26 protein-coding genes and 1 pseudogene are annotated in these 26,466 nt (G+C 45.2%); 14 read left to right on the top strand and 13 right to left on the bottom strand.

Going from position 1 to position 26,466, the window contains the following annotated elements; translation table 11 throughout:
• The first annotated feature begins 7 nt into the window (after nt 1-7).
• From AB4232_RS16100 to AB4232_RS16125, 6 genes and pseudogenes are all read left to right on the top strand, one after another.
• Nucleotides 8-616 carry a TetR/AcrR family transcriptional regulator gene (locus AB4232_RS16100; protein ID WP_009847169.1) on the top strand — a complete coding sequence of 203 codons (609 nt, stop codon included), beginning with the start codon at nt 8-10 and terminating at the stop codon, nt 614-616.
• Nucleotides 617-765: 149 nt separating this feature from the next.
• On the top strand, nt 766-1,125 hold the full coding sequence (locus AB4232_RS16105) for a hypothetical protein (RefSeq protein WP_372087510.1): 360 nt from the start codon (nt 766-768) through the stop codon (nt 1,123-1,125).
• A 91-nt stretch (nt 1,126-1,216) separates the two neighbouring features.
• Nucleotides 1,217-1,816 carry a thiol:disulfide interchange protein DsbA/DsbL gene (locus AB4232_RS16110; RefSeq protein ID WP_372087511.1) on the top strand — a complete coding sequence of 200 codons (600 nt, stop codon included), beginning with the start codon at nt 1,217-1,219 and terminating at the stop codon, nt 1,814-1,816.
• A gap of 238 nt (nt 1,817-2,054) precedes the next feature.
• The gene (locus tag AB4232_RS16115; RefSeq protein ID WP_012604419.1) at nt 2,055-2,549 is read left to right on the top strand and encodes a peptidylprolyl isomerase; all 495 of its coding nucleotides are present in this window, start codon (nt 2,055-2,057) and stop codon (nt 2,547-2,549) included.
• Nucleotides 2,550-2,654, top strand: a pseudogene (locus AB4232_RS16120) (hydrogenase); the annotation flags it as partial. It lies immediately after the preceding gene.
• 17 nt (nt 2,655-2,671) lie between these two features.
• The gene (locus AB4232_RS16125; RefSeq protein WP_017101603.1) at nt 2,672-3,100 is read left to right on the top strand and encodes a MarR family winged helix-turn-helix transcriptional regulator; all 429 of its coding nucleotides are present in this window, start codon (nt 2,672-2,674) and stop codon (nt 3,098-3,100) included.
• 108 nt (nt 3,101-3,208) lie between these two features.
• Here the strand turns inward: AB4232_RS16125 and AB4232_RS16130 are convergent, their stop codons facing one another.
• The 4 genes from AB4232_RS16130 to AB4232_RS16145 all read right to left on the bottom strand — a co-directional run bounded on the left by AB4232_RS16130 (nt 3,209) and on the right by AB4232_RS16145 (nt 6,821).
• Nucleotides 3,209-4,069: a DMT family transporter gene (locus tag AB4232_RS16130; RefSeq protein ID WP_372087512.1), complete on the bottom strand. Its 861-nt coding sequence runs from the start codon at nt 4,067-4,069 to the stop codon at nt 3,209-3,211.
• A 110-nt stretch (nt 4,070-4,179) separates the two neighbouring features.
• The gene (locus AB4232_RS16135; protein WP_017104120.1) at nt 4,180-5,277 is read right to left on the bottom strand and encodes an alkene reductase; all 1,098 of its coding nucleotides are present in this window, start codon (nt 5,275-5,277) and stop codon (nt 4,180-4,182) included.
• A gap of 14 nt (nt 5,278-5,291) precedes the next feature.
• Entirely contained in the window at nt 5,292-5,669 is a 378-nt protein-coding gene (gene gloA, locus AB4232_RS16140; RefSeq protein ID WP_017104121.1) for a lactoylglutathione lyase, read from the bottom strand.
• 216 nt (nt 5,670-5,885) lie between these two features.
• The gene (locus AB4232_RS16145) at nt 5,886-6,821 is read right to left on the bottom strand and encodes a LysR family transcriptional regulator (RefSeq protein ID WP_017104122.1); all 936 of its coding nucleotides are present in this window, start codon (nt 6,819-6,821) and stop codon (nt 5,886-5,888) included.
• Nucleotides 6,822-7,151: 330 nt separating this feature from the next.
• On the opposite strand from AB4232_RS16145, the gene AB4232_RS16150 reads away from it, so the two are divergent.
• From AB4232_RS16150 to AB4232_RS16170, 5 genes are all read left to right on the top strand, one after another.
• Nucleotides 7,152-8,081: a hypothetical protein gene (locus AB4232_RS16150; protein ID WP_372087513.1), complete on the top strand. Its 930-nt coding sequence runs from the start codon at nt 7,152-7,154 to the stop codon at nt 8,079-8,081.
• A gap of 633 nt (nt 8,082-8,714) precedes the next feature.
• On the top strand, nt 8,715-9,356 hold the full coding sequence (locus tag AB4232_RS16155; protein ID WP_371700958.1) for a magnesium transporter: 642 nt from the start codon (nt 8,715-8,717) through the stop codon (nt 9,354-9,356).
• Nucleotides 9,356-10,345 (top strand): efflux RND transporter periplasmic adaptor subunit, encoded by a 990-nt coding sequence (locus tag AB4232_RS16160; RefSeq protein ID WP_371700959.1) that lies wholly within the window; start codon nt 9,356-9,358, stop codon nt 10,343-10,345. The genes AB4232_RS16155 and AB4232_RS16160 overlap by 1 nt, the downstream gene beginning before the upstream one ends.
• A 255-nt stretch (nt 10,346-10,600) precedes the next feature.
• Nucleotides 10,601-12,577, top strand: a complete 1,977-nt coding sequence (locus AB4232_RS16165; RefSeq protein ID WP_102257821.1) for an alkyl sulfatase dimerization domain-containing protein — start codon at nt 10,601-10,603, stop codon at nt 12,575-12,577.
• 221 nt (nt 12,578-12,798) lie between these two features.
• Nucleotides 12,799-13,287, top strand: coding sequence for a hypothetical protein (locus AB4232_RS16170; RefSeq protein ID WP_102548248.1), 489 nt, complete (start codon nt 12,799-12,801; stop codon nt 13,285-13,287).
• A 77-nt stretch (nt 13,288-13,364) separates the two neighbouring features.
• On the opposite strand, the gene cyoE is transcribed toward AB4232_RS16170, so the two are convergent.
• From cyoE to AB4232_RS16205, 7 genes are all read right to left on the bottom strand, one after another.
• Entirely contained in the window at nt 13,365-14,237 is an 873-nt protein-coding gene (gene cyoE / locus AB4232_RS16175; protein ID WP_004736301.1) for a heme o synthase, read from the bottom strand.
• 8 nt (nt 14,238-14,245) lie between these two features.
• Nucleotides 14,246-14,557: a cytochrome o ubiquinol oxidase subunit IV gene (gene cyoD, locus AB4232_RS16180; protein ID WP_004736302.1), complete on the bottom strand. Its 312-nt coding sequence runs from the start codon at nt 14,555-14,557 to the stop codon at nt 14,246-14,248.
• On the bottom strand, nt 14,557-15,174 hold the full coding sequence (cyoC, locus tag AB4232_RS16185) for a cytochrome o ubiquinol oxidase subunit III (RefSeq protein ID WP_372087514.1): 618 nt from the start codon (nt 15,172-15,174) through the stop codon (nt 14,557-14,559). Before cyoC ends, cyoD begins: the two co-directional genes overlap by 1 nt.
• Nucleotides 15,164-17,251, bottom strand: coding sequence for a cytochrome o ubiquinol oxidase subunit I (gene cyoB, locus AB4232_RS16190; protein WP_372087516.1), 2,088 nt, complete (start codon nt 17,249-17,251; stop codon nt 15,164-15,166). The genes cyoC and cyoB overlap by 11 nt, the downstream gene beginning before the upstream one ends.
• A 5-nt stretch (nt 17,252-17,256) precedes the next feature.
• Nucleotides 17,257-18,153 carry a ubiquinol oxidase subunit II gene (gene cyoA, locus AB4232_RS16195; protein WP_102540515.1) on the bottom strand — a complete coding sequence of 299 codons (897 nt, stop codon included), beginning with the start codon at nt 18,151-18,153 and terminating at the stop codon, nt 17,257-17,259.
• A 749-nt stretch (nt 18,154-18,902) separates the two neighbouring features.
• On the bottom strand, nt 18,903-22,001 hold the full coding sequence (locus AB4232_RS16200; RefSeq protein ID WP_372087517.1) for an efflux RND transporter permease subunit: 3,099 nt from the start codon (nt 21,999-22,001) through the stop codon (nt 18,903-18,905).
• An 8-nt stretch (nt 22,002-22,009) separates the two neighbouring features.
• Complete coding sequence (locus tag AB4232_RS16205) at nt 22,010-23,134, bottom strand: efflux RND transporter periplasmic adaptor subunit (protein WP_372087518.1); 1,125 nt, start codon at nt 23,132-23,134, stop codon at nt 22,010-22,012.
• Nucleotides 23,135-23,359: 225 nt separating this feature from the next.
• On the opposite strand from AB4232_RS16205, the gene AB4232_RS16210 reads away from it, so the two are divergent.
• Entirely contained in the window at nt 23,360-23,974 is a 615-nt protein-coding gene (locus AB4232_RS16210) for a TetR/AcrR family transcriptional regulator (RefSeq protein WP_372087519.1), read from the top strand.
• Between the two features lie 22 nt (nt 23,975-23,996).
• Here AB4232_RS16210 and AB4232_RS16215 read toward each other — a convergent pair whose 3' ends face one another.
• Nucleotides 23,997-24,908, bottom strand: a complete 912-nt coding sequence (locus AB4232_RS16215; protein WP_372087520.1) for a LysR family transcriptional regulator — start codon at nt 24,906-24,908, stop codon at nt 23,997-23,999.
• A 156-nt stretch (nt 24,909-25,064) separates the two neighbouring features.
• On the opposite strand from AB4232_RS16215, the gene AB4232_RS16220 reads away from it, so the two are divergent.
• Both AB4232_RS16220 and AB4232_RS16225 read left to right on the top strand, forming a co-directional pair.
• On the top strand, nt 25,065-25,370 hold the full coding sequence (locus AB4232_RS16220; RefSeq protein WP_004736312.1) for a monooxygenase: 306 nt from the start codon (nt 25,065-25,067) through the stop codon (nt 25,368-25,370).
• An 86-nt stretch (nt 25,371-25,456) separates the two neighbouring features.
• Nucleotides 25,457-25,831, top strand: a complete 375-nt coding sequence (locus AB4232_RS16225; protein WP_372087521.1) for a hypothetical protein — start codon at nt 25,457-25,459, stop codon at nt 25,829-25,831.
• Between the two features lie 98 nt (nt 25,832-25,929).
• Here AB4232_RS16225 and AB4232_RS16230 read toward each other — a convergent pair whose 3' ends face one another.
• Complete coding sequence (locus tag AB4232_RS16230; RefSeq protein WP_372087522.1) at nt 25,930-26,448, bottom strand: lipocalin family protein; 519 nt, start codon at nt 26,446-26,448, stop codon at nt 25,930-25,932.
• Between the last annotated feature and the right edge of the window lie 18 nt (nt 26,449-26,466).

Raw genomic sequence — 26,466 nt, forward strand, 5'->3', positions numbered from 1 at the left:
TATCCAGATGACGGTAAAAAAAACACTAAGCCAAAGAAAACGCGAATCTATCGTGGCCGCTGCCATCGCAGAGTTTACCGAGCATGGCTATAAAGCCACCAGCATGGATAAAATATCGAGCCGCGCGGAAGTATCAAAGCGCACGGTTTACAATCACTTTGCGAGTAAAGAACTGCTACTGGATGAGATTTTAGACAGCATTTGGAGCAAAACACTCGCAGCGACTCAGTTCCCCTATCAAGCCGAACAACCGCTAGATGAACAACTTACCTCTATAGCCAACCAAGAACTTGAGCTTCTCGAGTCTGAAGGTTTCATCGACTTATCTCGCGTACTGTTCTCTGAATATTTTCATAACGCAGAACTCGCGCACCAAGCGATGGAAAAATATTCTCAAGCAGAAAGCGGCCTGACGACTTGGATCAAAGCGGCATTGGCTGATGGGCGTTTGGTTGAACTCGACCCATTGTTTGCATCCACTCAGTTTATCGCCCTGCTTAAATCTTTTGCATTTTGGCCACAGATCATTGGTCATGCGCCCTCTCCTGATAAGCAGCACAAGCAAATAATAATTAATTCCAGCGTCGAGATGTTCCTTAAACAGTACCAAGCGTAATAAAAGTTGAGCTCTGCTAAGTTTTGTTGGGTTTAATTAGAGATGCGTAAACGAGTGATGTATCATGCGCTCGTTCTACGCTTTCCTGTTTAGCGGTTGCAGAATGTGATTCATACCAACCTTAGTTCGGACACAAAGACCAATATTCCATGCCAAAGTTGATAAGCAAAATTTGGGTACATGCTTTTATGCTATTCGCTATGTTAGTGGCCACCGTCAGTGTGGACAATATCGCGAACGCCAATGCTATGCAGGTAACTCAAAATCTATCAACCTTATCGCTGAACACCGATTCCTCATTCGACACCAGTGACTCATTCCCATATTCCAGCGCGCAACCCAATGTAGAACACCACTGCTGTGGCTCTGTATGCTTGCTTAAAATGCCACCGTTGATTGTGTCAGAGTCTTTTGATACCCAAATTGGTTCATTGGCTTTGATCGAGAAAGAGCCTTCACACAAGGCAATCATGTCGCCACAAGCTCCTTATCGCCCTCCTATTTCTTAATTGTTTGTCCCTGTTTGGCAACGCTTGCCAACGTATTACTAATACAGCTCTATCGCTGTAAACAATGACATCCAAATTTAGGAAATAACACATGAAAAAGCTATTTAGCCTATTCGCAGCTCTGATCATGAGCGCTTCAATTAATGCCGCTCAGTTTGAAGAAGGTACTCACTACAAGATCCTCGACGTAGCGAAAGCAGATAAACCCGTCGTTACCGAGTTCTTCTCGTTTTACTGCCCTCATTGCTACAAATTTGAAGGCGTCATTGAGTTCCTTAAACAAGATCTACCAGAGTCAGCAAGCTTTCAAAAAGTGCACGTAGCGTTTATGGGCAACGACATGGCTGTGCCTATGGCAAAAGCTTACGCGACCATGATTGCACTCGACGCTGAAGACAATATGGTTCTAGCAATGTTCGCCAAAATTCACGAGAAGCAACAGACTCCAAGAAACGAAGCGGAACTGCGCCAGATCTTCATTGATAACGGTATCGATGCGAAGAAGTTTGATGCGGCCTACAACGGTTTCGCAGTTAACTCAATGCAGAAGCGTTTTGATAAGCAGTTTGATGCGAGCACATTAACTGGCGTTCCAGGCGTATTAGTTAACAACAAATACATCGTAAAACCGGATCAAATCAAGAGCTACGAAGAGTACAACCAACTGGTGAATTACCTTCTAACGCTTTAATCAAAAGCAATAATCTTTAAAACCTCCAAAGCCAGCGACCTGTTCGCTGGCTTTCTTGTCTATACGAATGAAGTGAACGCGCGATGGCACGCTCGAAGATCATTCAGATCGCCCTTGAATACACGTCAGAATCACTGTTCACTGGCATCCGTCGTTATTTCTCATATACTGCACCCTATTACGTCATCCACTACTCTGTAGTACTCAAAATATTAGTACTCGAACATTGGGCACCTTTATGATTATTCTGACCACTAACTTTGGCGACATCGAAATTGAACTTAACCTTGAGAAAGCGCCAGTAAGTTCAAAAAACTTCCTTAAATACTGCCAAGAAGGCTTCTATGAAGGCACCACATTTCACCGTGTGATTGAGGGTTTCATGATTCAAGGTGGTGGACACACTATCGACATGACAGAGAAGCCAACACACGCACCTATCGTCAATGAAGCAAATCGTGGACTAAAGAACGTGATTGGCTCAGTGGCAATGGCTCGTACAGACGCACCACACTCAGCAACGGCGCAGTTCTTTATCAACCTTGACGACAATGATTTCCTTGACCATACCGCGACCAGCAACGCAGGTTGGGGTTACGCAGTGTTTGGCAAAGTATCGGCAGGCATGGACGTGGTCAACAAGATTGCGCTTGCACCAACCACTACTCGCTGGGGACACGAAGATGTACCTTGCGAAGATATTGTGATTACCAAGGTCACGATTCGCGATTAATTCAAAATTAGCAGTCAATTCGCTTTTTTATCAAATAACGAAGCAATGTTGGTGCTAATTGCATCGGTATTAGTTACGATGACAATAGTTGTAATGTCATCATAAGAATTAGGTACTGACGAATGTCACAAGAATTTGATAGACAAAATAGCTTTGGTTGGATGATCAACGTGATCGCCAATAAAGCGAGCAAAGATTTCGACACAGAATTGAAAGAACATGGCTTAACCATTGCGCTCTGGCCAACCTTGATGTGCCTATGGGAAGAGGAAGGTATTACTCAGCGTGATATCGCGGCAAAGTCCAAAGTCGAGAATTCGACAACGACACGAACATTAGACAAGTTAGAAAAGCTTGAACTGGTTGAACGCAGAGCCGATCCAAACAGTCGTCGTTCTTTCAGAATCTACTTAACGGAAAAAGGGAAAGCACTCGAAGAACAGTTGATTCCAATCCCTACTCGTTTAAACAAAGAACTGATGAATGAGTTGGACGCTGAAGAACAACAACAGATGATCAAGCTACTTCAAAAGATGGTCGCAGCAATCTGATCTTACTGTGACCGGAGCTTACTGCTAGTACATGCTTAATGAGCTATAAACATGCGCTAACGAGCTATAAACATGCGCTAACGAGCACTCGGCCTTGCGCCGAGTGTTTTATTTTCGTCTCGACCATTTGATATAACAAAATAACGAACCAATAATTACCGCTCCGCCTAGTAGCTTTTGCATCTCAACCGTTTCTCCCAACACGCTGACACTCAATAACAATGTCCACACCGGCTCAAGAATCATGATCAATGCCGCCACTTCCATGTTCACGGAGTGCTGACCGACAGTTTGCAATAAGTAACGGATCGATGTCGCGACAACCGCTGAGACGATAAACCAGAATATTAAGGTTTGAGTTATTTCAAACTCTGGTTGAGTGGTCATCGAAGCAAACGCTAACCCACTAACACCCACCACAAAAAGCTGAACGCAAATTGAAGCTATAGGTTTGATATTAGTAATCACTCGCTTATTCATGACAAAGTGAACCGAAAGCAACATCGATGCTAATAGGAAATAGAGCTGACTCTGCTCAACGTGCCAACCGTTAGTTAGGGCCAGTAGCAACATACCGATAATCGCAATTGGAAATGACATCCAGAAGGCACGATTAGGCTTAACTCGAAATATAATCCAAGAGACAAACGGCGCGATGATCATAGCTAAGCTCATGATAAACGCTCCTTCCGACAAACTTTCCGTCATCGATACTGCATACACCCAGACTTGCAATGAAGCAGACAGCAACAAGCCAACGCCGCAAAGAGAAAGTACCTGCTTAAGCGAAAGCTTACGAATGTGATGAATACAAAATGGCAAAAGAATCAAACTCGCGACGAAGAATCGCACACCAATGAACACTGGCCCAGGCATTTCTAACACCACCAGCTTAGATGCAATCCATCCAATCCCAGCTAACAAGGTAGCAAATAGGAGATAAAGCTCTCCGCGCATCGCTTTCATCATCTTACTTGGTCCAATAACAAAAAAAGCAACCCGACTCTGCAAGGTTGCTTTTTATAAACATTCAACAGGATCGAGATATTATCTCAATACTCTGCTTCAGGCAGCTATTTTTAGCCTGCGTATTTTGGGTAATCCGTTAAACCTTTTTCAGCACCACCAAACAATGTGTTTGGATCGTGCGCTGCTAATGGGTAACCATTTTGAATACGAGCGGGTAGATCTGGGTTTGCGACGAATGGACGACCGAAACCAACCATATCAGTTACGCCTTCAGCAACCGCTTTTTCGCCGCGCTCGCTGTCGTATTTACCTGCGTAAATCAGGACACCTTGGTAAGCATTACGTACTGCTGATTTAAAGGTTTTCGGTGTTTCAGGTGCATCGTCCCAATCGACTTCTGCAATGTGCAGGTAAACAATTTTGTATAGGTTAAGTAATGCTGCCGCCGCTGTGTAAGTCTCTACTGGCGTAGCGTCAACCGTACCATTCAACGATGTGAACGGAGCAAGACGCACACCAACACGGTCAGCACCAATCGCTTCAACCATAGCCTCAACCACTTCACCTAGGAAACGTAAACGGTTTTCGATTGAACCACCGTATTCGTCAGTGCGATTGTTTGCTTCAGAGTCGATGAATTGGTTGATTAAGTAACCATTCGCGGCGTGAAGTTCGATACCATCAAAGCCTGCTTCAATCGCGTTCAAAGCCGCTTGGCGATACTGTTCAACCACTTCTTTGATGTCTTCTTTCGTCATCTCACGAGGTTCAACCACATCCACAAAACCCGGTTCATCAGTGCCGTTATCGATGAATACTTTTACGTTTTCTGCTTTAAGTGCAGAAGACGAAATTGGTTGTTCACCATCAATGTTGTCTGGGTGTGTGACACGGCCTACATGCCAAAGTTGAGCGAAGATAACACCCTCTGTTTCATGTACGGCATCGGTGACTTTTTTCCAACCCGCAATCTGCTCATCAGAATAGATACCCGGAGTCCAAGCGTAACCTTGGCCCATAGGTGAAATTTGTGTGCCTTCCGCAATAATCAAACCTGCAGAAGCGCGTTGAGCGTAGTAAGCCGCCATCATGTCGTTTGCTGAATTACCAGGTTGCGTTGCGCGAGAACGCGTCATCGGTGGCATAACAATACGGTTTTTAAGCTCGATATTACCAAGTTGAATTGGTTGAAATAGTGCATTTGTCATTGTTATATCCTCGATTAACCTAGTTGAATCAGTTCGATTTGGTAGCCGTCTGGGTCAGTAATAAAAGCGATATGAGTTGAACCGCCTTTCACTGGACCTGCTTCGCGAGTCACGTTGCCACCTAGCGATTTGATCTTGTCGCATGCTGCGTAAATATCGTCTACACCCAATGCCAGATGACCGAACGCGCTGCCCATCTCGTACTCATTCGTATCCCAGTTGTGCGTTAGCTCGATAGTCGTGCCACCTTGCTCGTAGCCAACAAAAACCAATGTGTAGCGGTAGTCTTTGTTTTCATGGCGTTCAAGTTCCTTCATTCCCAATACCTTGGTGTAGAACTCGATAGACTTGTCTAAATTAGTAACTCGGATCATTGTGTGTAGGAATTTCATATTTCGCCCTTATTAGCACCACAAGCATGGCGCCGTTATTATTTTGAGTGGAGGTTATCCACTAATCTCTGAGTGAAATAATACGATTCAGCGAGGAATTAAGGAAATTATCAAAAATTCTCAATGTGATAATTTTTTGTTATGAACTTTATGACTAACACGAACTCAATGACGCAAAAAAGGGAAGCCAATGCTTCCCTAGAATTAAACTCTCAATTAAAACCGCAAACGCCTATCTTTAAGCGCCTTCGACATTGCATCTGATGTACTGATGACTTGTTCTCTGAACCATTTATGAGCGGGGTCGCTGTTCTGCTTCTTCAACCAAATCAGGTAGTGAGACATCGGCTGATATTCAAAAGGCGGCTTGAACAGCTGCAAACTTAACTTTTCTTGGAACTGCACGGCCATAGATAAAGGCACGACAGTAATGTAATCGGATTGGCTACACAGCAAGATATTACTGAACAGTGAACGCCCATGAAATACGATTTTACGTTGGGACAGATCCAAAGAAGTGTAGTGATTTAAACTGCGAACTTTGCGTCGTGTTCTGTCTAATACAGCATGCTTTTCACTCAGGAACTGAGCTTCGCTGATTTCACCTTGGATTCGTGGGTGATCAGCTCGACACACGATCACAAACTCGCCTTCATAAAGTGTTTCACTGACGATACTTGGGTGTTCAGGCACCACAATATCGATCATCGCATCGAACTCTTGCGTCAAAAGATCTTCGTAAATGCGCTCATCACTGTCTGGTTGATCAAACACTTCTAACGACAAATTTTGATTGGGAAGCGCCGCGAAACTATTGAGTAATACCCACTGTAAGTGCTCAGGCGCAGAGATCACAAACTTACGCTCAGAGGATTGCTCATCAAAATTAGCCATCGACTGAAACACACCATTGAGTTCATTGATCGGCGCTTTAATTTGTTCATACAAACTTTGAGCATAAGAAGTAGGCGTAACACCTCTTCCTTTACGAACAAAAAGCTCTTGGCCAATCTCTTTTTTTAGGCGGGCTAACGCGGTACTGATGGTCGATTGGTTGGTACTGAGTTGATCCGCAGCCTTACTTAAACTGCCCTGCTCCATCACCGCAGAAAACACAGCAAGTAGGTTGAAATTGGGGATTTCGTTGCTCATATATCATTACTCGTTAGGCGACCATAAACACCATGCTATCGTAAAAACGATTAAATATCGTCAATAAAAACATTTATTAAAGGTATAACGCATCGATTATTTTGCTAATAAATAGCATATTAACCAGACTTTACTCACACTCATCAACCCTCAATAAATCTTCATATATTGAGACAATAAAGCCCTCCCTTCTCCGTAAGCCCTTTAATAATGGGGCGTACTTCATGCAACGCGCTTTGAAACCACAACATTGTCTCAAATTACATGACACTGAGTTTCCGTTCGGTACATATACATTCCTTTTGTGAATACTACAATGGCACCAAAATAATGACCCTCGGTATCAATATGAAAAACACTAAAATAATTTCCCTACTCTTAAGCGGTGCGGCTATCACTTACTCTGGTTCTGCGCTGGCTGAAAAGGAACAACTCTCAGTTCAGGAAGCCGCAAAAAAATCGGCTAACCCGGTATCTGACGTATGGATGCTAATCACTCAGAATGATTACACCTTTCTTGAGAAAGAAGATGGCCACCATGAAATGCAAAACCGTTTCAGCTTTCAACCAGTAATGCCTGTTCCTATCATGGATGGCGAATGGAACTTGGTGAACCGTCTGGTAGCCAACCACTACAGTTCACCAGGTGACCGTGAAGACGGTGATTTCTTTGAAGGTCGTACCAATGGCATGGGAGACACCGTCTTTCTATCAATGGCAGCGCCTAACCGTGATGACGGCTGGATTTGGGGTGTTGGTCCAACGGTGATCATGCCAACTGGTACTGATGGTTTAACCCAAGATAAATGGCAAGTAGGCCCTGCGGCAATGGTCGCTCGCCTTGGTAAAGAAACCGGTAACCCAGCAAGTATTGAAAGCTGGAACGTTGGTTTCTTAGCTCAGCAATGGTGGGATGTAGGCGGTAGCGACAGCGTTACTGAATCAACCAATCAAGCGGACATCCAGTACTTCTTAAACTATCGTGTCAGCAACACCGCGTTAATTGGTATGACGCCTAATATTCAAATTGATTGGACAAAAGATGGTTCCGACCAATTTACTGTACCTGTCGGGTTAGGCTATATCGATATGTTTAAGATTGGACCGATGCCTGTTCGTTGGGGTGTAGAACTTCAATATTACGTAATGAAACCAGACGCAAATGTTAATACGACCAATCCAGCTGAGTATGTGCCATATGCACCAGATTGGAACCTAAAATTCTTTATTGCTCCTGTTACATTAAACCCGTTCAAATAATCGATTAAAATCCTCCCTAGAGCTGGTCTAATTTATTCAATATTTTAGGCCAGTCTTTTTAGTACTTTTCATCGACTTCTATGATCCAAACCAAGTTAATGAACAATGTTTTCTATCTGTATATGAGCCTTTTCAAATAAATCACTTTACCGATTTAGAGTTATAACTACTAATCGTAATTACGATATTATCAAATCGTAATTCTGGGTAGATACTGGTCAAAACTCTTCCTATTATCCTGCTAACAAATCAATCACCAGCCCAAATAGAAAACTGACAAATGTTTTACTTTGGTATGTCAATTGTCATGGAAGAGCCCCTCGATTGTCGAGGTAATACACGTAATAAAAACAGTCGCTAGAAAGCCGCGCGAATATTAATTCGAACGCTTCATAGCCATTTCATTTACGTCTGCTGACAAATAATAAAGATTGATTTGTAGAGAAGCATATTCGCTTCTTGATACCGAGAATCGGTTGTCTGGACTGTGCAATATCACTTTAAATATCATCTATTACTTTTGTTTATTATGAGCACTAATCTACCCACATAATAGACATCTACTTTTTAAGATGTCATTAAAGGTGACTTCTAGGCTGCAAATTCTCTCTTCTTATTGATGTAGGTTGAGATATGAACTTTATAAAAATCATTTTCCAGAAAATCTGGGCCGTTGTGATGGTCTTGATTAAATTCTGCCTGTTTATGGCGGTAATGTTTGCTGGTGCATGGGCTCTTGCACCGTTAGGCACTATCCATTCTAAAGACATCGACATGTCTCAATTCAACAATCATCCCAATGAAATGATGATGAACTTCTTCCAGATGGAGTACTTCTCTGGTTACTTGTTCTCGGTGACCATTGCTGTGGTATTAGCCGGTGTTTACGGCATGTGGCAGTTGCATGAACTGGGTGTGCATAAAGCAAAAGAACACAAAAGCGCTCACGTACAGATCGTGTTTGCACTGTCACTTTGCGGGCTCTTCATCAGCAAAACATTCTGGGTTATCGCCTTGGTTATCGCGCTAGCGAACTGGAAACATATTGGTCAATCACTGAGTGATGTCATTCGCCGTGGTGTGCAGCCTAAACAAGACGCGACCAATTCAGAGGCAGCCGCAGTCCACGTATCACCTGAAAAATCGGCAACAGAGCCGTCTCAAACACAACAGTCTCCAGTAGAACCGTCTTCAGAAGTTCAGCCTTCAAAAGAACAGGCTTCAGAAGAAAAGACTCCAACAAAACCATCCCCTACAGAAAAAGAGGTCGCATAATGAAAGAGATGATGATTCCATACATCCTAATTGTATGGTCACTGTTTGCGACAGGCGCACTGAAGAAGAACTTCAAAAACTACACGTGGGCTGCCATTGGCGGCGTAACGATTCTTGCGGTATTGGCGGTTATTTCTCGCTTGTGGGCGCCGGTTGATTTAACGAACTCAACCACAGTAAAAGCACCACACGCGGTAATGTCGCCTGTATTTGGCCAACAAATTGATGAAATCCATGTTGACCACAACCAACGAGTAAAAGAAAACGATGTACTTTACACACTCGTCGACATCAACTCTGCAGCTGACAAAGCAAAGATCGAATCTGCCATTGTTAAGAAGGAAGAACAGATCAAGCAGATGACACGAGATCTTGAGCGTGCTGAAACATCACCGCAAATCTTTAATGCGCGTGATGTTGAGAAATACGATTCTGACCTACGTGTAATGAACGCTGAACTTAATTCATTGGTTGCCGATCTTCAAAAAGTGAACTGGGCGCAAGAGAAAAAGACGATTCGTGCTGAGTTTGATGGACAAGTCGCGATTGTCAACATTGCCGAAGGTTCAGTCATGGGCAACATGCACCTTTACAACACCAACAAGAAATTTTTAGAAATGCGAGTTTCTGATCAAACTTACGGATATGTTAAAAAAGGCGATTTCGCAGAGTTTTTCGTTGATGCATACCCAGGTCACGTGTTCAGAGCAAAAGTACACAGCTTCACAACCGGTACTGGCGAAGCGGCTATTTCTCCATTTCAAGGCCCACAGAGTGTTGGTCAACACGTTGTAAGAAATAGTAACGGATTAGGCCGTACCATCGTTCTTGAGATCATCGAACCAGAAGGTTTCGATATCCCAATTGGTGCGGCTGGTGCGGCTTGGATTTCTGCTGAGAAACCGCATCCGTTCTGGGGCTTCATTGATGTTATCGGTGCAGCAACAGTTCGCCTGCAATCTTACAAGTCTTACTTAGGAGCTTGGTAAGCACTTAGATAATCGAAAATATTACTTTTAGTTCTTTAAGAAATGCCCTAGTTTTCAGGGCATTTTTGTATCTATCACAAACCAATCTTCCTAATTTAACCTCCGATATAAATCGAAAAAACAATATCAATGATAATCCAATCATCGCAAAAGCGATATGTTGAAATACTATTAGCGTGTAGATAGCGACCTCTACCCTCTCTATTATTTGAGTCAAGAAATCCAATTCCTGTATCCAAATATAAGGTCACTATCATGACTAATACATTCAAAAAAATGGCTCTTCCTGTTGCTATCGCAAGCGCTCTATTTGCTTCTGGTTTTGCATCAGCAACACCCACTGTTGAAGCAGTATCGAAAGTAGGCCAAGAACTTCAAACGGCAAACGCAGCTCAATACCAAAACATCGATCTTGATGCACGCTACAAAAGCGAGGTTCTATTCGAACACAAGTCAAACATGTTCTGGGGTAAAGGCGAACGTATCCAGGTTGTTTCTAAAACGGGCGATTCTCTAGCTTACACTGCAGAATCTGACCACGTTCATCCAATCCTAACCAAGCATGGTCGTAAAATGGACCAAGCTATCATCCAAGTAGATGACAATATTTACCTTGGTTACGGCTTCGGTCTAGACACACCAGTCATGATTGAAGGTACTGACGGCATCATCATTGTTGATCCAGGCGAGTCAGTAGAAATGGCTCAATCGGTTAAAGAGCAGTTCCGTCAAATCACAGACAAACCGGTTAAAGCAATCATCTACTCTCACAACCACATCGACCACATCTCTGGCGTGCGTGCATGGGTTACTGACGAAGAAGTAGCATCAGGTGAAGTAAAAATCATCGCTGAAGAAGGCCTAACAGCTGCAGTGGCTAACTGGTCTTCAAACCTAGGTACTCTATTTGGTCACCGCACTTCTTACACAGGTGCTAAGCACGTAGAAGAAGGTGAGCACGGTACAGTAAATGACGGCCTTGGCCCACGCTTCATGCAAGGTGCTATTTCGTTCATCGAACCAAACCTCCTTGTACCAAGCCAAAGCCACATCGAAATCGAAATCGCTGGCGTGAAAATGCACATTGAGAACGTGCCATCTGAAACGAAAGATGAGTTAGTGGTTTACTTCCCAGATCAGAAAATCCTGCACGCTGCGGAAGTACTTCAAGGAGAGAACTTCCCTAATCTTCACACTATTCGTGGTACTAAATTCCGTGACCCATCAATGTGGTTCAAGGGCATCGACGTAATGCGTAAGTTCGACACTGAGATCATGATTAACTCTCACGGTCGTCCAGTTGAAGGTAAAGAAGCGGTAGCTGACGTACTAACGGCTTACCGTGATGCGATTCAATACACGCATGACCAAACTATCCGTTACATGAACAAAGGTATGACGCCGGACGAGCTAGTTGAAGTCGTTAAACTTCCTAAGCACCTTGCTGAGCACCCTTGGTTAGGAGAGCACTACGGTACCGTTGCACATGCTGTTCGTCAGATCTACGTTGGTTACAACGGTTTCTTCGAAGCAGATCCATGGCAATTAGAGCCAATGGCTTACGAGCAACGTGCTAAAGCGTTCGTAGAGATCATGGGCGGCCGTGAGAACATCCTTACGACTGCACAAGCAGCAATTAAGGCTGAAAACTACACATTTGCAGCAGAAATTCTTTCTTACCCAATCACGGTAAACAAGCAAGATATGGAAGCTCGCGAGATGAAAGCACAAGCTTACAAAGCATGGGCTGCAGACCAAGTGAACATCAACTGGCGTAACTGGGCGCTTAACGCGGCGGCTGAACTAGAGAACAAACGTGACTTCTCTAACATGATCAGCTTCGCTTCTGTTGACGTGCTTACTGCGCTACCAAGTAAGCAGATCTTCGACATGATGACTTCAACGCTTATCGCAGAAAACTCGTTAGACGTGAACATGATGCTAACGTACAACTTCTCTGATACGAACGAAGCATTCACTATCGAAATCCGTAACGGTATTGCTCAGTTACACGAAGAAGCAGTAAAAGGCGCAGACGTTCAAATCGACACCACTCGTGCAGTACTGAACCAAATCTTGATTGCGGGTCCAAACGCTCAACAAGTGATTGGTAGCAACCTACAGTCTGGTGCATTCAAGTTCTCGAACGGCGACATCAAAGGCTTCGGTCAATTCATGAGCTACTTCGATAAGCCAATGACTCCAGAAGAGATCATGCTAATCGTTCGCTAATAGCGAGTTCGAACGGTCGCTCTTCGGCGATAGCTCTTCGATGATAGCTCTTCGATGATAGCGTGTTAGTAAACAATCACTAACACACTATCAACCAATACGCTGACCGCTTCACATGGACGACAAACAAATACAGGGACCCTTTGTGGTCCCTTTTTTTATCGTCAGGTTCGGCTTCTGCCGTCAGATTCTTAACCCTGTTATAGGTCTCGATAACCATTATGTTAAAACGATTTGCTCTGATTCTTTCACTTACCTCTTCACTCACGTTTGCCTGTGGTCTTCACCAAGATACCGGATTTAGTTTGGTGACAGAGCCCGGTTCACTCGAGGTATTTGGCAACGTCATTACAGCCAGACAAGACGATGAATTCAACAACCTCAATAAGCCGGATCACTTTCGAGTCTTTGCCATCAAGGCCGCGCTTGCGAAACCCCACCCAAGCAAAATTGAGTTCAACTTATTCGAAGCAATCAAAGGTCATTACAGCCAAGTGAAACTTGAGAAGGATGTCGATGTGTCAGGTAGAGATACTTTGCCTACTGAAGAAGATCTACTGTTAATTACTGAACTCGATGTGTTCGATGCGCTAGCAACTGGCACTATATCTTGGGATCACGCGACACTAAACGGCTTAGTGATCATCAATGGGCCACAAGATAAACGAGAGCAACTTGAAGATTGGCTTAGTGATATTTTTGAAGGGTAATAGCTTAAAGCGGGACAGATAAAAAGTCGTCAAACCCTCGGACTTCAGAACATTGAGGGTTCAACGACAAACTTAAATCAAAAAAGCGTAGGCAACGGAATCAACTCCAGCCCCAGCACACCACTGATGCTCATCACCACCAGTAGGGACACCTTAAACACCGTCTTTGACCACTGAATATAGTTGAGGCAATCGACCTTACGAAACGTCACTTTAGTCCACATAAAACAGACTGCCGCCGACACCGCTAGGTATTCATAGCCCGCTTCTCCGAGTAGGAACAGCGCCAACGAGACTGCGCCAAACGCTACCACATAGGCTTTCATGTGCTGATGCGCTTTGTCGACGCCCTCTTTCACCGGTAACACTGGAATGCCTGCATCTCGATAATCTTGAAGGCGGAACATCGCGATCGCGTACGAGTGTGGCATTTGCCATAAACAGAACATCGCGAACAACAAAACCGCTTCCAAACTAATGTAATTAGTCACCGCCAAGTAGCCCACTAACGGCGGAACGGCTCCCGAAATACTGCCGACTAAAGTGCCGTAAACCGATGTGCGCTTGTACCACATGGTGTAGAAAAAGACGTAAAACACATAGCCAAGCAACACCATGACCGCAGAGATCGGATTAGCGAACTGAAACAGCAGCGCTGTGCCTGCTAGCAGTAAAACCAAGGCATAGACGAACGCTACATCTGTATTGATGTTTCCTTGAACCAATTCTCGATTTTGTGTGCGCTTCATCTTCTGGTCGATGTCTCGATCAAAGATGTTGTTCACAACACAACCTGATGCAATCACAAGTCCCACACCCGCTAATGTTGTCAGTAACAACATCGCGCTGGCTGGTTCTGTTTTTGCGGCGAGGAAGAACCCCGCCGCAACAGAAATCAGGTTGCCGAAAATGATGCCCGGTTTGGTGATAGACAGATATCTTTTCAGCATACCCTAGCCTACAACTTCATGTTGACGTTCATGTTGTAGATAATCCATACCGAGCCAGCGATAAGAATCAATACAACAATGGCGGTAAACATCAGTGACACCAAGTTCCAACGCCCATCGGAAGATTTCGCTTCCATATGTAAGAAGTACTTAAAGTGCACAAAAATTTGCACCAACGCGCAGCCGAACAAGATCACGTACGTTTCTGTGCTTGGTAATACATGCGCCCACACGATGTAGAACGGAATAATGGTGAGAATCAGTGACGCAATAAAGCCTTTCACATAATCCGTTGCACCACTGTCTAGATGCTGTTCCATTACATCACCCCCATTAAGTACACGATGGTAAATACACAAATCCAAACGATATCAAGGAAGTGCCAAAACAAGCTCAAGCACTGGAAGCGCATCGACATGTTGTCGTTCAAGCCTTTGGTTGAAAGTTGGTGGTACGCCACCGCCATCCAAATCAGGCCAAACGTTACGTGCAAACCGTGTGTGCCAACCAAGGTAAAGAACGCTGAAAGGAACGCACTCTCTTTAGGACCATAGCCTTCTGCAATCAAGTGATGGAACTCATACACTTCCATACAGATAAAGGCTAAGCCCAATACGAAAGTCACTTTGATCCAGCGCTTCAGTCCGGTCACGTCTTTGCGCTTCATCGCAATCATGCCAAAACCGAAGGTGATACTACTGAACAGCAGCATCATGGTTTCGACAAACACGAACGGCAGTTCAAAGATGTCTTTACCTGTCGGCCCTGCAATTGATCCACTCTCAAGCACGGCATACGTCGCGAAAAGCGTGGCAAACAGGACACAGTCACTCATCAAGTAAACCCAGAAGCCAAACAACTTATTGCCCGCAGCTTCGTGGTGATGATCATGCGAATGTGCAAGATCATAAGTGTGTGACGGAGTATTAGCTTGCATACGTCGTCTCCAAGTCATCTTTATTGTCGTTATTATCACTATCAGCATCACCGTCAGCGCTGTTACCACGACCAGAATGATCGCCTTTCACTGACTGTTTTTTCGCTTCTGCAAACTGCGCACGTCGAGCCGCTTCAATCGCTTTGATCTCTTCAACTTCCACGTAGTAGTCCACATCGTCGTTGTAGCTGTGTTGAATACACGTCACCACGATACCCACTAAGCTTGCAGCCGCTAGCCACCAGATGTACCAGATCATTGCGAAGCCAAATGCCAACGCCCATGCAGACACATAAATGCCTGTCGGTGTGTTCTTCGGCATGTGAATACGTTCGTATTCTTCTTCCTGAGTTGGATCAAACTCACCACTTTGCTTTTGATACCAGAACGAATCGATCTCATCGCCCTTAGGCAGTTTTGCAAAGTTGTAGAACGGTGGTGGTGACGATGTTGCCCATTCGAAGGTACGTCCGCCCCATGGGTCACCGGTTAGATCTCGGTTTTGGTCGCGGTCACGAACACTCACGTAAATCTGCACGAACTGACACACCACCCCCATCGCAATCACGCCCGTACCTGCAGCCGCAACCGCCAGTAGTGGGAAGAACTCAGGGTTAATGTCTTGGCTCAAACGACGCGTCATGCCCATAAAACCAAGAGCGTAAAGCGGCAAGAACGCCATCAAGAAACCGATGATCCAGCAGTAGAATGCGCGTTTGCCCCAAAGCTCGTTCAGAGTGAAGCCGGTCGCTTTCGGGAACCAGTAACCAATCGCTGCAAAACAACCGAAGACCACGCCACCGATGATCACGTTGTGGAAGTGCGCAATCAGGAATACAGAGTTATGCAGAATGAAATCTGCGCCCGGTACCGCCATCAATACGCCCGTCATACCACCTACAGTAAAGGTGATTAGGAAACCGACCGTCCACATCATTGGTGTGGTAAAACGGATACGACCTTTGTACATGGTGAATAGCCAGTTGAAGATCTTAACCCCGGTTGGGATAGAGATAATCATGGTCGCAATGCCGAAGAAGGCATTCACATTGGCGCCAGAACCCATGGTGAAGAAGTGATGCAGCCAAACCACAAACGCTAAAATAGTAATAGCCACCGTCGCCCATACCAGCGAGGTATAACCAAACAGTTTTTTGCGAGAGAAGGTTGCAGTCACTTCAGAGAACACACCGAAGATAGGCAAGATTAGGATGTACACCTCAGGGTGTCCCCATGCCCAAATCAAGTTCACATACATCATCACGTTGCCACCAAGGTCATTGGTGAAGAAGTGCGTGCCGATGTATCTATCCAAAGTCAGTAACGCGATGGTGACCGTTAGGATTGGGAAAGAGATGATAATCAGGATGTTGGCACACAGAGATGCCCAAGTGAACACTGGCATCTTCATCATTGGCATAGATGGAGTACGCATGCGCAAAATAGTCGCGAAGAAGTTCACACCCGTTAACGTGGTACCCACACCGGATATTTGCAGTGCCCATATCCAATAATCGACCCCGACTCCCGGGCTCGCCTCAATGCCAGACAACGGCGGATACGCCAACCAACCCGTACGGCCAAACTCACCCAAGCCAAGCGACATGTTGGTTAGGATAATACCCACCACAAACAGCCAGAAGCTCAAGTTATTCAGATAAGGGAATGCTACATCACGAGCGCCAATTTGCAGCGGTACGATGATGTTCATCAAACCGATAACCAGTGGCATCGCGACGAAGAAAATCATGATCACGCCGTGAGCCGTGAAGATTTGGTCGTAGTGATGTGGCGGTAAATAGCCAGTCTCACCAGCTGCAGAAAGCAATTGCTGACTACGCATCATGACCGCATCGGCAAAGCCACGAACTAACATCACCATCGCGACCGCAATGTACATGAAGCCTAGTTTTTTGTGGTCTACAGACGTAAACCATTCATTCCATAGGTATTGCCACTTACCGGCTTTTGTTACCGCATACACCACTAAACTACCCACTAAAGCGATCATGGTTAAGGTGATCAAAATAATGGGTTCGTGGTAGGGAATTGAGTCTAGAGTTAATCTTCCAAACATGACGATTATCCTTGGGTTTCCGGCAAACAGTTCATTGAACCAGGGTGCTGGGTCACGACATCAGTGAATAAAAATGGTGGGATACTAGAAAACAGAGTCACAGGTTCAGCCACACTTGGCGCGGCCAATGAACGGAACTGCTCCCAATCTTCAATACGATCAGGACTTGCCTTCACTTTCTCCACCCAGTTTAAAAACGCCACTTGATCAGGCAGAGCTGATGCGGTGAATTTCATCTGTGAGAACCCTTTTCCACTGTAGTTCGATGCAAAGCCTTTGAAGTCACCTTCGTGGTTTGCAATCAAATTCAACTTGGTCACCATTCCCGGCATCGCGTAGATCTGCGAACCAAGACGCGGGATAAAGAATGCGTTCATGATGTTGTCTGAAGTCAGCTTAAACGTCACCGGAACATCTTTCGGGAACGCAACATAGTTAACCGTTGCAATGTTTTGCTCCGGATAGATGAACAGCCATTTCCAGTCCAGAGAGACCACTTCGATCACCATAGGCTTAACGTCACTCACCAGAGGCTTGGAAGGCTCCAGTTCATGTGTTGTTCGCCAAGTGATGGTGGCTAGAATCGCGATGATGATGATTGGAATCGTCCATACCACCACTTCGATCTTGGTTGAGTGTGCCCAGTCAGGTGCATACTCTTCCGTGGTATTGCTCTCGCGGTATCGGTAAGCAAAGTAGATGGTCATCAGAATCACGGGGATGACGACGATCAGCATCAGCAACAGAGCCGTAATAATCAGCTCCTTTTCCTGAACGCCAACGCTACCTTTTGGGTCGAGCAATGCGGAGTTACATCCTTCGAGCATCAGGACGGTTCCCACCAAACCAATCCTCGACAGATTTGCTCTCGATAAAATGCGTTTATATCTTGAAGCTTCCATTAACTTTCTCGATGGTTATCCAGCCTCAGAACGAACGCCCGAGTACTGGTTGTCATGGTCATTAGAATATTTATGTGTTGAGCATGTGAAACGCCGCATCTCAAAAAGCAATGCAATAAGGTTCGTTACTTCTGGGTTAAAACCACACAGAAAACATGACTTAATTGTTACACTTTGAAATACATTGTTACATTTGGCGCATTATGAAGAGTTGAAATTGAAAGCTCACCAAACAAACTTGGAAACTAACCTTCCATTTATGAAGACGAAAACTAAGAAGCAGTAAGCGATTAAGACACACATCAATTGCGTGCTACACGGATAGAGCCAGTACTGACAAGGGATTTAGAAAAAGTAGATAAACACTCACTCACCACTAAAGCTCGGGGCAAGTTCAAGGTACATTAGAAAGAGCGAATAAATAGAAGTGTGACGCCCGTCAAAATTGTAAATTCACACACCATTTACAAGGTATTCACTGGTTAGATTATTCAAAACCCACACCCATTCACCAAAAAGATAATCAAGCATTCATCGATGCACTAATGTGACGAATTGAAAGAATATAATGACTAACAGAAAGGATAATTTGACTAATTGAGGGCGTAATAGCGGTGAAAAGCACAACAAAAAGGTAGGAATTGGGATGAATTTATCGAGAATAACAACACCATAATCGAGCCTGATGCGGCTCGATTATGGGCAATTAAAGAGTAGTTAAATTAAAGATGCGTTAAATTGAAAAACAGTTATGCAGCTTGAGTAGCGATGGTTTTTCGCTGATTTTTAGTCATTAAATGATAAACCACCGGCACAAAGTAAAACGAAATAAGCGTGGTTAATACGGTACCGCCAACAATCGCGACCGCGAACGGAGGCCAGAAACCACCACCAGCAATGATCAGTGGCATAAAGCCGCCAACAGTCGTTATCGTTGTCGAGCTGATATGACGAGTACACGACATCACCGCCTCAACCACCGCATCCACATTACCTGATGAAGCTTGTTCATCGAGTTTCAATTCCGTCAGAATCACGATGGCAGCGTTAATCGCTAAGCCCGCAATCCCGAGCATGGCGATGATCACCGTAAAGCCAAACGGATAACCGAAGATCCACACCGACAACAGCCCTAGGCCACCAGCCAATCCTGCCACCATGAAGATGATGCTACTCATTCGGAACGAGTTGAACGACATCACCACCACTAGCACCATCAATACGACAACGACTGCGACATTCGAGATCAGGCTGTTGACTGAATTATCTCGTTCAGCGGATTCGCCACCAAAACCAATGGTGTAGCCTGATGGCATCTGATAGTTTTCTAGGCGTTTTTGGAATTCATTGAGCACCGTTTGAGGCAAGACACCCGCTTCAATGTAGCCCTCAATGGTATTCACACGTTGCCCATTTCGGCGGGTTATCGCGCCGCGACTGGTCATCAATTCCAGTTCTGCCAGCGTCGAAACATTGATCCCCGTAGAGTAGACATCAGAACTGATTGGTAAACGGATATTGCTTAAATGCGCTAAGTTCTCACGCGCCTCATCTGCCACACGAACACGGATTGGTACCGACTCACTGCCTTCAATCACAGAGCCACTTTCACGACCTGTCAGAGTAGTTTGCAGCATACCTGCGAACTGGTTCAATGAAATACCGTTGAGTTTCGCGGTATCTTCATCGACCTTCAACCACACCTTCGGCGTACCCGGTTGCAGCGTTTCCCTTGTGTGCGTCACATGAGGAACACCCGCCAAAATCAATCGCACATCCTCACCAATCGCTTTCAACGTATCGAGGTTTTCACCATACACCCGCAGTTCAACGGGCGCGGTAAATGGAGGCCCTTGATTAAGCTTACGTACCAAGATTTGTGCTTCCGGCACCTCTTCATCCAACACCTTTTGCAACTGTGGAATTAGCGCATTGGCTTGGTCAAAGTTCTCTGTTTTCACCATGGCTTGCGAGAAGTATGGCGCATTATTTTGCCTTGCTTGCAGGTTGTAATAGAAGGATGGGAAGTTTGCACCCACGAGCCAATCGATACGCTCCACTTCAGGGTAACGATGAATGATATCGTCGATTTTTTCAGAGGTGTTTTTAGTGGCATAAATGCTCGCTTGCGGCGGCATATAAACCTGAATCTCAAACATGTCTCGGTCTGATGGCGGGAAGAATTGCTCAGTCAGCTGAGACATACTCCAGTAACCGGTAAACGGAACCAACAACACCAAAGCAATCGTGATGATTGGATGCGTGACACCAAAGCGGACAGAAGATGAGAACCAGCGCGTCAAAGCCGGGATTCTCAAACCCGTCATGTACCAATGGTGCTGCCCTTTCTTGTCGACATCACTGAGTTGCTTGGGCAGTAGCTTGGTCGCCAATCCTGCGATTAAGGTGTGCGAGATAATGTAAGAGCCGATCAATGAGAAAGAAACGGTAATCGCAATACCCCCCACAAATTCACCCGATGCACCCGGCATCAAGATAATCGGGGCAAACGCCAACACGGTAGTTAAGGTTGAGCCTAATAACGGCACCCATAAATGCTTCAATGCATTCATGGTCGCTTCAGCGCGCTGTTGCCCTTTCAAACGATAAGCTTGAATGGTATCGACCATCACCACCGCGTTATCAACCATGATCCCGAGCGCCACAATTAGGCCTGTCACCGACATTTGGTTAATCGGCACACCGGTCATTTTCATGATCGACAAGGTCAATAATGAGGTTAACGGCAGAGAAATGGCGACTAAGATCGCGGCACGCACACCTAAAGTGACAAACAGAACAATCAAGATCAGACCGAAACCGATCATCAAGCTTTTGCCTAAATCGTCTAAGCGAGTTTCGGTATAACCTTGCTGATTAAACAGCACCGTCACCTTAACGTTACTTGGTAACTCTTGCTCAAATTTACCAATCAGAGCATTAGCTCGCGACGTCCAGTTGTCGACTCGCAGATCAGGATGCATTCTTGCCGCGACAATCACACCCGGCTCACCATCAATAATGGCAATCTGGTCTTGTGGGGTTTTCTCACCACGTTTCACAGAAGCAATGTCTTCCATACGGATGATGTGACCTTTGCTATCAGTGGCTATTGGCACTTGCTTAATACGTTCAATAGAATCGAGTTCAGATTTAATTTCTAAGCCAAAGCGAGAATAAGCACTCACTAACTCGCCGGCGGAGTTCTTAGCGTCTGCCCCTTCGAGCGACTCAGCAATATTGGCACTTGAACGCCCCAACGCGGCGGCATCGGCCGTACGTAAACTGATTTGAATCTCTTCTTGTGGCATCCCGTATTCATCAACGAATTCAGTACCCGACAAAGTTCTTAGTCGCTTAGCGAGTTCTTTGGCATAGCGCCCGAGTGTTAATCGGTCAGGTTCACCTGCACCAGACCAGGTTAGAGATGCGATAGTTGTGAAAGCATAGGTATGATCACTGTCGAGATCGGGAGAATGAGAGCCCGCAGGCAAAATGGATTCGATGTCAGATAGCTTGTCGCGAGCTTGAGACCAAACTGGCTCAGGCTCGGTGATGGTGTCATTCAATTCTAAGGTGACAATAGACACGCCCGGCCTTGAGGTTGAGCTCACGAGTTTAACTTCACTCAGCTCACGCAGCTTGTTCTCGATAACTTCTGTTACCAAGGTTTCAACACGCTCGGCACTGGCTCCGGGGAAACTGGTTGTGATGTTCGCGTAACGGTTGATGATTACTGGGTCTTCTGCACGTGGCAACGTCATGAACGCAGAAATACCACTCACCATCAGCAGTGCTGTCATTAAGATAAGCAGTCGAGTGTTGGAAATAGTCTCTATGATTTTCATGCTATTTCCTATTCAGCAGTAACGCTTGCTGGCTTCACGGTTTGTCCAGGAACTAAACGATGTAAGCCACTGGCAATCACTTGTTCACCGTCTTCAATCGCCCCACTCACGTACGCTTGTTGATTGTTGGCAAACAACACCTGAACACTTCGGCGCTCAACTTTGTTGTCTTCACCAATCACAAAGATGTTCCACACACCGCGCAATCCATCAATCAAACCCGTTAATGGCACCCAGTAGCCTTGGTCATCAATCTGCTCATCAAATTTCAAATAGGCAAGTTGCCCTTCTAACACCGACGATTGTTCAGGAAACAAGTAACGCAAACCGACACTGCGAGACTGTGTGTCGACCATTGCGCCCGGATTCAACAGTCTCACAGCGAATTCATCTCGCCCGACGCGAATACTTGGGGCGGAAAGTGAAGTAACCTTTTTCATTTGATGGGCAGGAATACCGATAAAGGCTTCTTTCCCTTCAGAGGCAAGCAGCGTAAGAGTTGGATTCCCTACATTCACTACATCTCCAAGCGAGACAAAGCGTGTTGCGATGGTCCCTGAATATGGCGCACGAATTGTCGATTTCACCAGCTTCAATTGATTGCCTTTTACCGAGGCATCAATACGCAGCAAGTTCGCCTGCAATACGCGTTGCTCACTGGTTAACGAATCAATCTCAGCTTCGGCACTGAAGCCTTTCGCTTTCAATGAACGTTGACGTTTAAGGTTCGCAGCCACCAAACTCAATTGAGCTTTGACTTCTTCAGCCTGCGCTTTCAGTTGGCTAGACTCGGTTTCCAAAAGTTGGGTATCCAATCGAATCAACGGCTGACCCGTTGTGACTGTGTCACCGACATCCACCAGAATCTCATTGACCTTGCCCGCCAATTCAAAACCCAAATTAGCCTGTTGACCCGCCTTTACCACACCGACATATTCACGTTGTACTGCATACGATGGAGAGCGTTCCAAAGCGACAGTTTCCACTGTTAAGACTGTCGACGCTGCACTATTCGATTCCGCTGCAGCATTATCTGCATCGGATGCTGTCTCGGCTTGTGTATTTTCACCACACCCGACAAGAAAAGCCGACAACGCCACTGCCACTGCGCTTCCCTTCATCAATTTATACATACGTACTATTCCTATGCGGTACTCAATTATGTTCTTTTTTTAGACTAACCAAATCAAACTAGACTGTCTAGTTTGATTGTGTTAAAAATAAGTTTCATCGTTAATGATTGATAAAACCATCACAAAAAGCATAATGCTTAGCGTAAACGAGACACATAGAACTGAGCACCAAGCAACGAGACAAACTAGGTAACGAGACAACACTAAGTAACGAGAAGCAAGCACGTGACTAAAATCATCAAGAGTGAACAGAAGAGATCGCAGATCTTAACCGCAGCCAGCCAACTTTTCTCTGAACATGGCTTCAAGATCAATATGGATCAGATAGCCAAAGCAGCGAACGTTTCTAAGCAAACGGTCTACTCTCACTTTAAAAACAAAGACGAACTTTTCGAAACCTGCATGCAAACCAAGTGTGCGGAGCGAGAACTCAGTCCTGCAGCCTTTGATATGGATGCTGCGGTGGGTGATGAGTTGGTGAAGTTTGGTGTGAAGTTTCAGGATTTATTACTTGATGAACAATCTAGACAAACCTTTCAAAATGCCATTAGCCAAGCGAATACGCATCCAGAGATCGCCTCTATCTATTTAGAAACTGGCCCTCAGAAAACCACAAAATTACTCGCTGATTATTTGCAGTCGAAAATAGACTCTGGTGATCTCACACTGTCGACATCAAGCTCACCAGTTATTGCAGCACGCCAACTGTTGCTGATGTTTCACGGCAAATCGGCATATTGGGGATTCTTCGGACACGATGGCGGAGAATCTGAAGAAGAAAGACTTCACTACACTCGCGAATGTGTCGCGCTATTCTTAAACGGCAATCAGCCTCGTTAATCGTTCAAGGTTCATGTCGCCGTTAGCTCGCATTTGAAACTGACTCAAGAAGTAACTCATAGAAACGTTGAGCAGCAGGGCCTGTCTTGGCTCCTTTTGGTAAAGTCAGGTGCAGCGGAACGTGATACCCACTGCCATTTTCGACATTCAACACAGTGAGCTTGTCACTTCCTCGGCTTTCAACAATGTGCTTTGGTAGTCGACAATACCCGACTCCCTGCTCTACCGCGCCAAACGCATGGTCGAAATTGTCCACAGTAATACGCTGACTCGACTTCAACCAGCCCACATCCTGTTTGTTCCCTTGCTTTTTGCTGCCTTGACTAGTTTGAGCACCTAAATCTCGCACCACAATTTGCGGCAAAGACGACAGTTGATTCAACGACACTGAAACGGCACTTGCTAACGGATGTGAGCTAGCAACTACTGGCTCCATCATCGTAAAACCAAAGGCTTCGGCTGAGTAATTAGTAATAGGCAAGTTGATGATAGCCACATCAGCCAGTTCTTGAGTCACCAGTTCGGTTGTTTTAGACAGAGACGTTTCAATCACTTGTATCGATGTGGTGTTGTTCTCCGTCAAAAATGCAGCCATCGGTTGATAAAGGCGTTCAAGGCAGCACAAGTGATCAACAGCAACCACAATTTCAGACTCAACACCTTTCGCTAGCTGTTCACTGATCAACTCTAGCTCGCGAGCTTGTTCCAACATACTGCTTGCACGGCGCAACAGTGATTTCCCATCCTCCGACAATACCGCCCTACGACCTTCAACCTGCACTAAAGTCACGCCTAATTGGTCCTCTAATTTTCTCAGCGCATAAATCAGCGTGGTATGGCTCTTATTCAATTGCACTGCGGCCGCCTGAATGCTGCCTGCGCGGTCAATATCGTAAAGCGTTTGCCATTGGTCTAGGGTGGTCTTCAATCTCATAGGTCTAAAATCCTGACAGTTAATGGCTATATTATGAACTTTCCTGTCTGTTTTTTACAGGTATTATCTATTTCAACAGGCAATCAAGCCTCCTATGCTTTGCGAAATGACCATGAGTCTCAGCGCAATACCAAGTAACTGTTTGGAGAAATAACCATGAAATTATTACAAGTCGATTTTGAATTTAGCGGCCCATTTGGTGAAGAGATGTCAAACGCACTCGTTGACCTAGCAAAGTCTATTAACAACGAACCGGGCATGATCTGGAAAATCTGGACAGAGAACGAAGCAGAAAAGCTGGGTGGCGGCGTCTACTTATTTGAAGACCAACTCAGTGCAGAGACGTACCTAGCGATGCATAGCGCTCGCCTTAAACAGATGGGTGTCGACGAAGTACGTGGGGTGATTTTTGACGTCAATCAGCCATTAACTACCATTAATAAAGGCCCAATCAACGGTTAATCAAACTTGTTCATTCTCTGAATGACAACAAAGATACTAAGTCGCTAAGTCGCTAAGTCGCTAAGTAATAAATAGAGAGATACGTAATGAACAACAAAACTTTTCTTAGCCTACACGGCATTATTTACGCAGGGTTTGCCATCGCACTGTTTTTTATGCCAACGGTAATGTGGCCCATGTATGGCGTGGAAATTAATGACAAGTACGCTTACTTTCTCTCTCAACACACCAGTATATTTTTGGGTGGTATCGCTGCAATAAGCTGGCTGCTTAGAGACATTGAACCTGGCTTGTCCGCTAAAAAGCTCATCCAAGGCTTGGTGGTTACAAATATGCTCGGCGCCATCATCACATTGTATGCGGCATTTACAGGAATATTTGTTGGCTTCGGCTGGAGTGATCCGGCGTTCTTCCTTTCACTATCGGTGCTCAGCGTGTTGCAGGTTCGTCGACAAGGCTAGTTCATACAAAACCAAACCAAACCAATAAAAAAGGAACAGATGCACTCATCATCTGTTCCTTTTTCTCAATCAACTGTCGTTAACCTAGCGCGCTCAGCTTATTTACCGTGCTCAACGTAAATCAGTTCGTCAGTATTGAAACCGCGCTCTTTAGACATCGCTTTGAATTTCTCCATGACCTCTGGTGCAACCTCAGGTGTTCTTGAAAGCAGCCATAAGTAATCGGTGTCTGGGCCAGAAATAAACGCATATTGGTATCCCTCTTTGTCCAATTCAAACACCACATAAGCGCCGTAGAAAGGGCCAAAGAAAGACACTTTCAAATAACCTTGCTCAGAACCTTCAACAAAATACGCTTTGCCTTCCGCTTCGTTCCACTCACCCTCTTCGGCAGAGTATCCACGGTTAATCACCTTCACGCCGCCATCATCACGCAGGCTGTATTCGGCGCTGATGTTGTCTAAGCCACGCTCAAACGAGTGATCCAAACGAGCCACTTCGTACCATTTTCCTAAGTATCGATCCAACTCGAACTGTTGAACGGGCTTAACCGTTTCGGGCATGCCAACACAACCACCCAATAAGATCACGCTAAGCAGCAATAATATTTTTTTCATCCTAACCTCGACTTGTTT

It is taken from the genome of Vibrio sp. 10N.286.46.A8 (genome assembly GCF_041470165.1).
Taxonomy (GTDB): Bacteria; Pseudomonadota; Gammaproteobacteria; order Enterobacterales; family Vibrionaceae; genus Vibrio; species Vibrio tasmaniensis_A.

Excerpts from the sequence above, each read along its gene's own strand:
- AB4232_RS16145 (WP_017104122.1), bottom strand. The coding sequence starts at position 6,821 with ATGAGCAACGAAATCCCCAATTTCAACCTACTTGCTGTGTTTTCTGCG.
- AB4232_RS16205 (WP_372087518.1), bottom strand. The coding sequence starts at position 23,134 with ATGTATAAATTGATGAAGGGAAGCGCAGTGGCAGTGGCGTTGTCGGCT.
- AB4232_RS16160 (WP_371700959.1), top strand. The coding sequence starts at position 9,356 with ATGAAAGAGATGATGATTCCATACATCCTAATTGTATGGTCACTGTTT.
- AB4232_RS16125 (WP_017101603.1), top strand. The coding sequence starts at position 2,672 with ATGTCACAAGAATTTGATAGACAAAATAGCTTTGGTTGGATGATCAAC.
- AB4232_RS16230 (WP_372087522.1), bottom strand. The coding sequence starts at position 26,448 with ATGAAAAAAATATTATTGCTGCTTAGCGTGATCTTATTGGGTGGTTGT.
- AB4232_RS16165 (WP_102257821.1), top strand. The coding sequence starts at position 10,601 with ATGACTAATACATTCAAAAAAATGGCTCTTCCTGTTGCTATCGCAAGC.
- AB4232_RS16155 (WP_371700958.1), top strand. The coding sequence starts at position 8,715 with ATGAACTTTATAAAAATCATTTTCCAGAAAATCTGGGCCGTTGTGATG.
- cyoE (WP_004736301.1), bottom strand. The coding sequence starts at position 14,237 with ATGCTGAAAAGATATCTGTCTATCACCAAACCGGGCATCATTTTCGGC.
- AB4232_RS16130 (WP_372087512.1), bottom strand. The coding sequence starts at position 4,069 with ATGATGAAAGCGATGCGCGGAGAGCTTTATCTCCTATTTGCTACCTTG.
- cyoD (WP_004736302.1), bottom strand. The coding sequence starts at position 14,557 with ATGGAACAGCATCTAGACAGTGGTGCAACGGATTATGTGAAAGGCTTT.
- cyoA (WP_102540515.1), bottom strand. The coding sequence starts at position 18,153 with ATGGAAGCTTCAAGATATAAACGCATTTTATCGAGAGCAAATCTGTCG.
- AB4232_RS16220 (WP_004736312.1), top strand. The coding sequence starts at position 25,065 with ATGAAATTATTACAAGTCGATTTTGAATTTAGCGGCCCATTTGGTGAA.
- AB4232_RS16200 (WP_372087517.1), bottom strand. The coding sequence starts at position 22,001 with ATGAAAATCATAGAGACTATTTCCAACACTCGACTGCTTATCTTAATG.
- AB4232_RS16170 (WP_102548248.1), top strand. The coding sequence starts at position 12,799 with ATGTTAAAACGATTTGCTCTGATTCTTTCACTTACCTCTTCACTCACG.
- AB4232_RS16135 (WP_017104120.1), bottom strand. The coding sequence starts at position 5,277 with ATGACAAATGCACTATTTCAACCAATTCAACTTGGTAATATCGAGCTT.
- AB4232_RS16115 (WP_012604419.1), top strand. The coding sequence starts at position 2,055 with ATGATTATTCTGACCACTAACTTTGGCGACATCGAAATTGAACTTAAC.
- AB4232_RS16105 (WP_372087510.1), top strand. The coding sequence starts at position 766 with ATGCCAAAGTTGATAAGCAAAATTTGGGTACATGCTTTTATGCTATTC.
- AB4232_RS16110 (WP_372087511.1), top strand. The coding sequence starts at position 1,217 with ATGAAAAAGCTATTTAGCCTATTCGCAGCTCTGATCATGAGCGCTTCA.
- cyoC (WP_372087514.1), bottom strand. The coding sequence starts at position 15,174 with ATGCAAGCTAATACTCCGTCACACACTTATGATCTTGCACATTCGCAT.
- AB4232_RS16100 (WP_009847169.1), top strand. The coding sequence starts at position 8 with ATGACGGTAAAAAAAACACTAAGCCAAAGAAAACGCGAATCTATCGTG.
- AB4232_RS16150 (WP_372087513.1), top strand. The coding sequence starts at position 7,152 with ATGACCCTCGGTATCAATATGAAAAACACTAAAATAATTTCCCTACTC.
- AB4232_RS16215 (WP_372087520.1), bottom strand. The coding sequence starts at position 24,908 with ATGAGATTGAAGACCACCCTAGACCAATGGCAAACGCTTTACGATATT.
- cyoB (WP_372087516.1), bottom strand. The coding sequence starts at position 17,251 with ATGTTTGGAAGATTAACTCTAGACTCAATTCCCTACCACGAACCCATT.
- AB4232_RS16225 (WP_372087521.1), top strand. The coding sequence starts at position 25,457 with ATGAACAACAAAACTTTTCTTAGCCTACACGGCATTATTTACGCAGGG.
- gloA (WP_017104121.1), bottom strand. The coding sequence starts at position 5,669 with ATGAAATTCCTACACACAATGATCCGAGTTACTAATTTAGACAAGTCT.